Below are 6,128 nucleotides of genomic sequence, written 5' to 3'. Positions count from 1 at the left end.
TGGCGGCGTAAACGCCTTATCCGGCCTACCGGAACTGATGTCAGGCGGTAATCTTGATGGCCTGAATTGCCCGAGCGATATCCGGTGAATTGTTTAACGCGCGAATCTCCTGAAACAGTGCCGTTGCCTCTGAATATTCTTTACGCAAATACCCTAACCACTGCTTAATACGCGCCACATGATACAACCCTGTGTCACCCTGCTTTTCGAGACGGGTATATTTTTGCAACAATCTCACCACTTCAGGCCACGGCATTCGCGGCTCGTTGTACTTCACCACGCGGCTCAGGTTCGGGATATTTAACGCGCCACGGCCGATCATCACCGCATCGCATCCGCTGATGGCCATACAATCCTGGGCGCTCTGCCAGTCCCAGATTTCGCCATTCGCGATAACCGGAATCGTAAGTCGCTGGCGAATTTCACCAATCGCCTGCCAGTTAATATGCTCGGCCTTATAGCCCTGCTCTTTGGTACGACCGTGCACCACCAGTTCGCTGGCGCCAGCCTGCTGGACGGCATCGGCAATTTCAAACTGCCGATCGCTGTTGTCCCAGCCCAGGCGCACTTTCACCGTCACCGGGAGATGGTCCGGGACCGCCTCGCGCATGGCTTTTGCGCCGCGGTAGATAAGCTCTGGATCTTTCAATAACGTCGCACCGCCGCCGCTGCCGTTGACCAGCTTCGACGGGCAACCGCAGTTCAGATCGATACCGTACGATCCCAGTTCTACCGCGCGGGCCGCGTTCTCCGCCAGCCACTGCGGGTACTGGCCCAACAGCTGTATGCGCACCTGCGTACCGGATGGCGTGCGGCTGTTGTTATGCAGTTCCGGGCAGAGCCGGTGAAATACTTTTGCCGGCAGGAGCTGATCCACCACGCGCACAAACTCGGTGATGCACAGATCGTAATCATTCACTTCGGTCAGCAGTTCGCGCACCAGGGAATCGAGCACGCCTTCCATCGGCGCCAGTAAAACACGCATATCGTCACCCGCAAAAAAAGAGGCGCTATGGTAGCGCCTCCGTTCGGGAGATTAAAGAGGCTCAGCGCGGCAACAGACAGTTATCTTCTTTCCAGCCGTACAGCCACTCCATACCGCGATAAAACTCTGCCTGTGATTTGCCTTGCCACAGCAGATTACGCACCTGGCGCTCGACGCCCGCAGCGTGATAAACGCGGCCCATTTCGCGCGTCGACCAGACAATCCGCGCCGTACGCGGAATGCGCACCGACTCATACAGGGCAAAGGCATCAGCCGCATCGCCGTCACACTGCTGTAACGCCTTACCGAGCGTGACGGCATCCTCCAACGCCATACACGCTCCCTGCGCCATATATTGCGCCACCGGATGCGCGGCATCACCCACCAGCGTAATGCGGTCAGTGCCCCATTTCTCCACCGGCTCGCGGTCAGCAGTGGCCCAGCGCCGCCATGACGTCGGTTTATCCAGCATCTGCCGTGGACGTGGATGAATACCGGCAAAATAGGAGAGCACCTCCTCTTTACTGCCATCCTTCACACCCCACTCTTCCTGCTGACGACTATGAAAGGTCACCACCAGATTGTATTGTTTGCCGCCGCGCAGCGGATAGTGCACCAGGTGACAGTGCGGTCCGGCCCACAACACCGGCGCGTTAATGCGCAAATCTTCCGGCATATCATCGCAATCAATCACCGCGCGATAGACCACGTGCCCGGTCACGCGTGGCGCATCGCCAATCAGAGACTGACGGACAACCGACTTCACACCGTCACAGCCGACCAAAATATCCGCCGTCCAGCTGTTGCCATGCTCGTCAAATACCGTCACGTCATTCTCGGTCTGGCGAATATCAACCACGTTAGTTGAAGTGCGATACTCAACGTTGGGATGAACCAGCGCCGCTTCCCACACAGAAGCATGAATATCCACCCGATGGATAACCGCATAAGGACCGCCAAAGTGATCGCGGAACGCCTGTCCGGTTTCAATACGCACGACTTCCTGCGCATTTACCGCATCCATCATGGTGATATGATCGGTAAAAACGGCGCGCTGGCGGGCAACCTCTCCCACACCAAGGCTGTCGAGCGCAGAGAACGCGTTTGGTCCGAGCTGAATGCCCGCGCCAATTTCACCAATCTCATGCGCTTTCTCCAACAACATCACTTTGATTCCCTGACGGGCCAGCGATAACGCGGTCGCCGCGCCGCCAATCCCACCACCCACGATAATTGCGCGTGTCACTTTAGCCATTGTCGTTCTCCTTATCAGGCTGGAATTTTGTCTTGTTGGTTCTCGGGCGCGGCGGCGATAAACGCCGGAAGCTGGGTACAGGCATCATAGACCGCCTTGCACCGTGGATATGCGCTCAAATCGCAGCCCATACGTAGCGCGTTCGCCCATTGCGGGATCAGGCAGCAATCCGCCAACGTCGGCGCATCACCCACGCAGAACGCCCCCGAATGACTCTGGCGCAGCATCTGTTCCACTGCGCTTAACCCTTGCTGGATCCAGTGCGCATACCAGCGTTTTTTATCCTCTTCACTGATCTTTAACTCGTCGCTCAGGTAGCGCAGCACCCGCATGTTATTCACTGGGTGGATATCACAGGCGATGGCATAGACAATTTCCAGCACCCGACTGCGCATCGGGAAGTCAGCAGGCAGCAGCGGCAACTGCGGAAAGTGGCCATCCAGCCAGTCGGTTATCGCCAGCGACTGTCCGAGCGATTCTCCGTCGTCGGTCACCAGCGTCGGCACCAGCCCCAGCGGATTCATCCGCCGATAGGCCAGTTCGTTCTGCTGACCGATGCGAATGTTGACGCCCACCGTCTGGAAATCGAGCCCCTTCAGCGCCAGCGCAATACGCACGCGATATGACGCGGAGCTATTAAAGAAACTGTACAGCTTCATCATCCACCTCAGACAATCTTCACGGCGATGGGGGTTAAACCGTCTACGTTGCCGGTGATCACATCGCCTTTCACTACCGCCCCCACGCCTTCTGGCGTACCAGTGAAGATCAGATCGCCCGGCTGCAGTTCGAAAAATCCGGACAGATAGCTAATGGTTTCATTCACAGACCAGATGAGGTGGCGAATATCGCTCCGCTGATGATCGTCGCCGTTAACCTGCAGCCAGATAGGCGCATTGTTCACATCTACGCTTTCACTGGCTTTATGCAGCGGCGCGATGGGCGCAGAGAGATCAAACGCTTTGCCGATTTCCCACGGACGCCCCATCTGGCGCATCTCCATCTGCCTGTCGCGACGGGTCATATCCAGACCGGTGGCATAGCCCCAGATATATTCGTGCGCTTTTTCCAGCGGTATATCGCTGCCCTTTTTCCCAATCGCCACCACCAGCTCTATCTCATAGTGATAGTTATCGGTCTGCGACGGGTACGGCAGTTCAAGGGTTTGACCAGCCGCCACCGGAACCACCGCGTCGGCAGGTTTACAGAAGAAGAACGGCGGTTCGCGATCTGGGTCAAAGCCCATTTCACGCGCGTGTGCGGCATAGTTGCGCCCCACGCAGTAAACGCGGCGCACGGGAAATTGTTCATCACTACCAACCACCGGAACGGTAACCGGCGCTTGTGGTTCGAATACGTATTGCGTCATTTTATCTCTCCCAAATTAATAGCGTGCTTCACGGAACAACCCCAGCGCTTCCTGAACCGGTCTGTCCGAAAAACTGAATAAGACGGCATCTTCGCTGGCCTGGAACGACACACCGTGCCAGGTCGGCACCACGAAGATATCTTTTGGCGAAAAATTGAAGGTTTCGTTGCCGATGGTGACCTGTCCGCTTCCTTCCACCACATGGTAGATAGTGCTGTCAGTGGTACGCGCCATCCGTGAAGAAAAGCCCTTCGGCAACAATTGCAGGAAGGTCCCCATTGACGGCATGGGATAACCGCCGGTTACCGGGTTCACGTAGCGCATCTTGTAACCATCCCACTCATCGGCCTCGCCCAGGCGGGTCAGGTCATGCAGTGCTTCACGGCTACGATCGTAGCGATAGTTGAAAATGGGCGATGAATTACCCTTTTGATGACGCAGCGGCAGCATATTGGCCGCATAGCGCGGTAAATAATCCCCTTCCTTGCGCGTGACCGGCTGCTGATCTTCCGGGTAGTCTTCCGCAAAGCCACAGCCCAACAGATTCACCAGCGGCAGATCCAGACCGTCCAGCCACACTACCGGTTCGCTGCCTGGGTTGCCGTGATCGTGCCAGCGCCACTGCGGCGTCAGAATAAAATCGCCTTCATGCATCTGGGTGCGCTCGCCATCCACGGCGGTAAATGCCCCTTTCCCTTCGACAATAAAGCGCAGCGCAGACTGATTATGACGGTGGCTCGGCGCAACCTCGCCCGGCATAATCAACTGTAATCCCGCGTACAGCGTCGGGGTGATTGAAGACTGTCCGCGCAGCATTGGGTTTTCCAGCACCAGCACGCGGCGAATCGCCTCTTTCGCGCCAATCAGATCGCCGCTTTCCAGCAGCAGCGGGCGGATCTCCTGATAGTTCCAGTACGCAGGCGCGCAATGCGCGTTCGGCGTTGACGGCACCAGACGATGCAGCGACTCCCACAGCGGGGTCAGATTCTGCCCGGAAATATGCTGGTAAAACTGCTGACGGCTGTGCTTAACATCCTGATTCAGTTCAGACATAGGGATTCTCCTTATTCATTCACGATGCCTGCGCGTGGCAAGGCGTCAGGGACAGAGGCCGACTGGCGAACAACAACCGTCAGCAGCGTAAGCATCACCGCGCTGATGGCCGCCGGAACGGCAATAATGAAAAACAGGTTATCGAACGAGAAATTCATCGCCATCATCACGCCGCCAGAAAGCGAACCGACAATCGCGCCGCAGCGGCCAATGGCATTAGACCAACTGACGCCCGTCGCACGGCTTTGCGTCGGATAAAGGGTGGCGGTTAACGCATTGAGACCCACCTGAGAACCGCTAATCCCGATGCCGGTGCCAAAAATCGCCAACGCCATCAGCCACAGACCGTTTTCGCTCAGGCCAATCATGACGATACACACCGCACCCAGCGCATAGCTCACTGCCAGCACACGAAAAGGATTGTATTTATCCATCAGTACGCCCAGCGCCAGCGCACCTAACGTACCGCCAATCTGGAAGGCCGCGGTCACCCAGGAAGCGTGTTGCAGGTCGATTCCGCGATGGTTAAGCAGCGTTGGCATCCAACTGGAGAGCAGATAAATAATCAGCAGGCTCATAAAGAACACCACCCATAACATCAGGGTAATGGGCAACTGTCGCCCGACGAACAGCTGGCGGATACTGCCTTTGGCAATCGCTGCGCCCTCGTTGAGATAAAAATGGGTATCGTCATAACGTTCGCGGGTAATCGCGCTGACAGTTCTGGCAATCACGTTTTGCGGTAGCTGGCGACGAACCTGCCAGCGCGGGGATTCCGGTAACGCAAACAGCAGGGCGACAAACAGCATCAGCGGCAAAACGCCCCCCAGCACCAGAATGCCATGCCAACCAATAACCGGTACCAGTTGAGCGCTGACGATGCCGCCCATAGCCGATCCGAGAGTAAAGCCGCAGAACATCATGGTGACCAAGGCGCCACGTCGACGGGCTGGCAGGTATTCCGACGTCATGGTGATGGTATTAGGCATTGCGCCGCCCAGACCTAACCCGGTAAGGAAACGCAAAATAACCAACGTTTGCAGATCGGGCGAAAAAGCCGAGATCAGACTCAGCGCGCCAAACAGCGCCACGCAAAGCTCAATCACCCGTTTACGGCCAAAGCGATCGGACAGCGGCCCGCAGAGCAACGCGCCTGCAGTTAGCCCCAACAGTCCTGCGCCAAAAAGCGGCGCCAGATCCCCGGCAGTCAATTGCCAGTGAGTGCGTATATCGGGTGCGATAAAACCAATCGCCGCGGTATCAAAACCGTCGAGCATGACGACCAGGAAACAGCAAATAATCACGCGCCACTGCGTCTTACCGACGGGGGCAGAATCGATCAGTGCTTGTAGATCACGTTGTTGAGTCATAGTGAATGCCTCAGTGCAGGTAGAGTAGATGTCTGTTTTGTTTTAGGTATGTTGCGACTTTGTATGTTTGGAGATGAAATGTACAATGGCTTTTCA

Annotated in this window: 6 protein-coding genes; all 6 read right to left on the bottom strand. The window is 56.5% G+C overall.

Features of this window, described 5'->3' with window-relative positions:
• Nucleotides 1–40: 40 nt before the first annotated feature.
• The 6 genes from dusC to FDX04_RS23965 all read right to left on the bottom strand — a co-directional run bounded on the left by dusC (nucleotide 41) and on the right by FDX04_RS23965 (nucleotide 6,032).
• On the bottom strand, nucleotides 41–985 hold the full coding sequence (dusC, locus tag FDX04_RS23990; RefSeq protein ID WP_137371592.1) for a tRNA dihydrouridine(16) synthase DusC: 945 nt from the start codon (nucleotides 983–985) through the stop codon (nucleotides 41–43).
• Between the two features lie 61 nt (nucleotides 986–1,046).
• Complete coding sequence (locus FDX04_RS23985) at nucleotides 1,047–2,240, bottom strand: 3-hydroxybenzoate 6-monooxygenase (RefSeq protein WP_042307339.1); 1,194 nt, start codon at nucleotides 2,238–2,240, stop codon at nucleotides 1,047–1,049.
• A 14-nt stretch (nucleotides 2,241–2,254) separates the two neighbouring features.
• Nucleotides 2,255–2,899: a maleylacetoacetate isomerase gene (gene maiA / locus FDX04_RS23980; RefSeq protein WP_137371593.1), complete on the bottom strand. Its 645-nt coding sequence runs from the start codon at nucleotides 2,897–2,899 to the stop codon at nucleotides 2,255–2,257.
• 8 nt (nucleotides 2,900–2,907) lie between these two features.
• Nucleotides 2,908–3,609 carry a fumarylacetoacetate hydrolase family protein gene (locus FDX04_RS23975; RefSeq protein ID WP_137371591.1) on the bottom strand — a complete coding sequence of 234 codons (702 nt, stop codon included), beginning with the start codon at nucleotides 3,607–3,609 and terminating at the stop codon, nucleotides 2,908–2,910.
• A 15-nt stretch (nucleotides 3,610–3,624) separates the two neighbouring features.
• The gene (gtdA, locus tag FDX04_RS23970; RefSeq protein WP_137371590.1) at nucleotides 3,625–4,662 is read right to left on the bottom strand and encodes a gentisate 1,2-dioxygenase; all 1,038 of its coding nucleotides are present in this window, start codon (nucleotides 4,660–4,662) and stop codon (nucleotides 3,625–3,627) included.
• 11 nt (nucleotides 4,663–4,673) lie between these two features.
• Nucleotides 4,674–6,032 (bottom strand): aromatic acid/H+ symport family MFS transporter, encoded by a 1,359-nt coding sequence (locus FDX04_RS23965; RefSeq protein ID WP_137371589.1) that lies wholly within the window; start codon nucleotides 6,030–6,032, stop codon nucleotides 4,674–4,676.
• Nucleotides 6,033–6,128: the final 96 nt, after the last annotated feature.

Origin of the sequence: Citrobacter sp. wls615, from assembly GCF_005281355.1 — a bacterium.
Classification (GTDB): domain Bacteria; phylum Pseudomonadota; class Gammaproteobacteria; order Enterobacterales; family Enterobacteriaceae; genus Citrobacter; species Citrobacter werkmanii.
The sequence above is the reverse complement of the archived record's forward strand: the minus strand, read 5'-3'. Positions and strand labels throughout refer to the sequence as shown.